Annotated in this window: 4 protein-coding genes; 3 read left to right on the top strand and 1 reads right to left on the bottom strand. The window is 47.2% G+C overall.

Going from position 1 to position 3,669, the window contains the following annotated elements; genetic code table 11:
* Positions 1 to 176: 176 nt before the first annotated feature.
* Together D6694_09620 and D6694_09615 are read left to right on the top strand one after the other, a co-directional pair.
* A complete protein-coding gene (locus D6694_09620; protein ID RMH40848.1) occupies positions 177 to 359 on the top strand; it encodes a hypothetical protein in 183 nt (60 codons plus the stop codon).
* A 191-nt stretch (positions 360 to 550) separates the two neighbouring features.
* Positions 551 to 1,900, top strand: a complete 1,350-nt coding sequence (locus D6694_09615; protein ID RMH40847.1) for a hypothetical protein — start codon at positions 551 to 553, stop codon at positions 1,898 to 1,900.
* Between the two features lie 408 nt (positions 1,901 to 2,308).
* Here D6694_09615 and D6694_09610 read toward each other — a convergent pair whose 3' ends face one another.
* A complete protein-coding gene (locus D6694_09610; protein RMH40846.1) occupies positions 2,309 to 2,542 on the bottom strand; it encodes a hypothetical protein in 234 nt (77 codons plus the stop codon).
* Positions 2,543 to 2,861: 319 nt separating this feature from the next.
* Between D6694_09610 and D6694_09605 the strand changes: the two genes are divergently transcribed.
* The coding region (locus tag D6694_09605) for a class I SAM-dependent methyltransferase (protein RMH40845.1) at positions 2,862 to 3,669 on the top strand (808 nt) is incomplete at its 3' end.

Genomic DNA, 3,669 nt, shown 5'->3' with positions numbered 1-3,669 from the left:
TTTTTGTCTAAAGTCCAAAATATCTCTAGTGTTACTGTGGGATTTTTAGTCAAAATTGGAAGAGCTCGTGACAAATTAAAAAGTTTTGTGATTTATCTTGTTGTAGAATCCTGGCAATAAGATTTATTGCGGTTAATGTAGCTTTTCCGTTGTGCAAATACGCAAAGAGTGGAGAAATGTTCTTGATTGCCAGTCTGATTTTTTCAGATTGGCAATCTTTTTTGCCTTGTGAACTTAAAAGTGTTAGGATGGTTTATGTCCCATATTCCAAATCGGACAGGGATCATCGGAACAACGGCCTTGAAATCGCTAATAACGTTATAAATTATGATTCCAAGGCAAGCAAAGCAAAATTTTGAACATTATAACTCAAGGTTCGCTCATTTTTTAGGCACTTTTAGAAATTAGATGTCGTATGCCAATACATCGTTCCGGATAAAGCGATAAGTCCGTCAAGACATCGTTCCGCACGTTAACAAATTTATCGCCAACACATCGTGCCGGAAACCGTGTATCCTATAGGGGGAATCACCCAGAAAGGAGGCCTCCTATGGACACGGATGCTCTGGTTCACGAGCGCCAAAGGGCTATTCATCTTTTGCGCGCCGGCCGCTCGGTGGGTGAGGTGGCTCAGGCTCTGGGGCGTTCCGAACGCTGGGTCCGAAAATGGCGGCGGCGCTTTCGGGAAGAAGAATGGGAGGGGCTGAAAAGCCGTTCCCGACGCCCCAAGCACCTCTCTCGTCGTCTTCCCGAACCGGTTCGCCAGGCCATTCGGGAGGCCCGCAGCGAACTGGAAGCCCAGGCGTCCACCGGACAAGGTCTGAAGTACATCGGCAGTTCGGCGGTACGCACCCGCTTAAAGGATAATGGCATTTCGCCTCTTCCCAGTCGCCGGACGATTGAGCGGGTCTTGCAGGAAGCGGGGATGACCCGTCCTCGTCGCGATGTCCAACCCGCCACTCCCCTCCCTCGCTTGCAAACCATAGGGCCTCATACCCTCGTCCAGATAGACATTGTGCCTCATTTCCTGCAGGGAGGTCAGGCTGTGGCCTGTTTCAACGCTCTGGAGGTTGGCACCCGCTACCCCACCGGACGGGCTTATGCCCACCGGCGTGCTCAGGAGGCGTGTGAATTTGCCGTCCACGTCTGGAAGACTATCGGTATTCCCACTTACACCCAGGTGGACAACGAAGGGTGTTTCAGTGGCGGACACACCCATCCCTATGTCCTGGGACGACTGGTTCGTCTGGCCTTGATGGTCGGTACCGAACTGGTCTTTTCCGCCCTGCGAGAGCCGGAAAGCCAGGGGTTCATTGAGCGCTTCCACCAGGATTACAACTCCCACGTCTGGCAAGACACCTATCTGGCTTCCCTGGAAGAAGTCAACCAACGAGGGGATTGGTTCTTCCAGGCCTATCGGCGCCGCCCCCATCCCCAGATGGAGGGGCGCACTCCTCAGGAAGTGCACCAGGTGGAGGCAGAACACCGGTTGCCCCCCGATTTCTTCCTCCCCTCCGGGCGTATCCCGCTCTATGCCGGGCGGGTCCACTTCATCCGGCGAGTTCAGGAAGACCGGACCATCCGGGTCTTGAATGTCTCCTGGCCGGTCCCAAAAGCGGAGGTGGGGCAAGGGGTTTGGGCCACGCTGGAACTGTGCTCCGGTCAGAAGGCTTGGTTGCGGGTCTATGATGGGGCACCGGATGCACCTCAACGAAAGTTGCTGGTAGCCCATCCTTTCCCGCTACGGGAACCGGTGCTTTCCTGCCCGGAACGACGGAATGAGACGGCGGCAAATTCGTCATCCCAGTGGAGGATTGGTCGGTTGGTACACTGGGGGATAGCCACCAGCCGTACCCTGGCCAGAGTCGGCACGATGTCTTGGCGGTTCTTACGTTGTTAAAAAGCGCGCTATGCGGAACGATGTCTTGGCGTATGACAATTAGAACATATCACTATATGTTATGTTTCTGGCCTATTGATACTATGATAGACCCTTAATGCATCGGTTACAAGTTAAGGTTTTTCTTAAGGTTTTTCAGCGGTTGTCAATGGCAAAATCACATCAAAACCTTAAAATTTCGGGGCAAAACAACATTATTGTGAGCCAATATCAGGCCAATTTGTCACAAAAATTTGTGTGTTGATAGAGCAACTGCTTCACCCGCCAAGATTGAATGGGCGTTTTTGCCAATTTTTCGACCAAATCTGATACACTTGACAAAATTTGAATGTCCGTAACTTGTGACCAATGCCCTTAATGAAAATATTATCCGCTTGGCCCAGCGTTAAAAACACCGGACTGAACGGCTTACAGACGTTGAAGCACCCTAAATAGGTCGTTTTCAGGACGTTTATGCTCTTTTACAAATTGAATACCTAATACGCCGATATAGCGGAGCAACTCATCAGAACCATCTTGAAACTGGTTCAGGAAGTTGGATACCGCCTGTTTGAGAGGTAGAACTGCGGCCTTCTCCCTTATGTGCGCTTTGCAGTGGTGATCACGCGCCTCCTCCAGTCCCGTGCGCTGCTCCTGTGTCAAAGATAGATAACGTCTTTTCGGTATTTACACCTCCTGACGCTATCTTACTACTTTCTGTCTTTATTGGGTATTTATTTTGTAAAGTTCAATTAACGTCCTTGAGCGGTTCAGCCTGACGCTTGAGCATCAGGCCAGAGAAAAATTTGGGTTTTAACTTGACCATTAATCATTTCTGTCGGTAGCAATCTTAAATTTGACGATAAAACTCATCACCCGTGACCCAAATTTTCTGAACTGGGAAAAATTTGAGCGAACCGTGAGTTATAATCTGTAAGGATTTGTATTTGTCACGGGAATGTTTCATCAAAGAGAGACCCCAATGGCAGAGAGACTAAAGGTACGTAAACCGTCAGAATATGAGACAATTGATGATTATTTGATGTACTTACGGCATCAAGCGGCTTACCAATTTGTTTTCAATCATTATTCTGCACAAAAACGGGTAATTGATTTGGGTTGTGGCACTGGCTATGGTACAGAATTTCTGGCGAATACAGGAGAATTTGTTGTTGGCGTGGATCGAGCAGGCTATGCATTACCACTTGAGAATCAGAAAGATAATTTAGGTTTTTGTGTGTCCGATGTAACCAATCTGCCTTTTGCAAATTCCAGTTTTGATATAGCCGTTTCATTTCAAGTAATTGAGCATATTGAAAAGGTGAATTTTTTCTTAAATGAGGCTCATCGCATTTTGTCTAAAGACGGAGTATTGATACTGTCAACACCCAATAAAAAATTAAGACTTTTTCCTCTAGAGTCTCCCTGGAATCCATATCATGTCAAAGAATATAATGCTATTGAACTTAAATCGATGCTAGAAAAATATTTTTCTTATGTACAAATCTTAGGGTTACAAGCAACACGGGAAATTGAACAGGCTGAGAAAAGGAGAATACGGGAGGTAAGATATGGGCGAATAAGGCAATTTATTATCAATAATCTTCACAAGCTACCGCTTGGGGAGCAATGGGTTATTGTAGGACAGCGCTTTAAACGAATTATTAGATTCGCTACACAATTTTTGGTTGGGGGAATAGTTCATAAGTACGAATCTCGAATTTCGGGTAGTAAGCAAATACCGTATTATAAAACGTATACTGTGGAAGATTATTGGGTCAGTGATGTAG

The organism is Gammaproteobacteria bacterium, assembly GCA_003696665.1.
In the GTDB taxonomy this organism is placed as follows: domain Bacteria; phylum Pseudomonadota; class Gammaproteobacteria; order Enterobacterales.
Note: the sequence above shows the minus strand (reverse complement) of the source record. Positions and strands in the feature narration are given on the sequence as shown.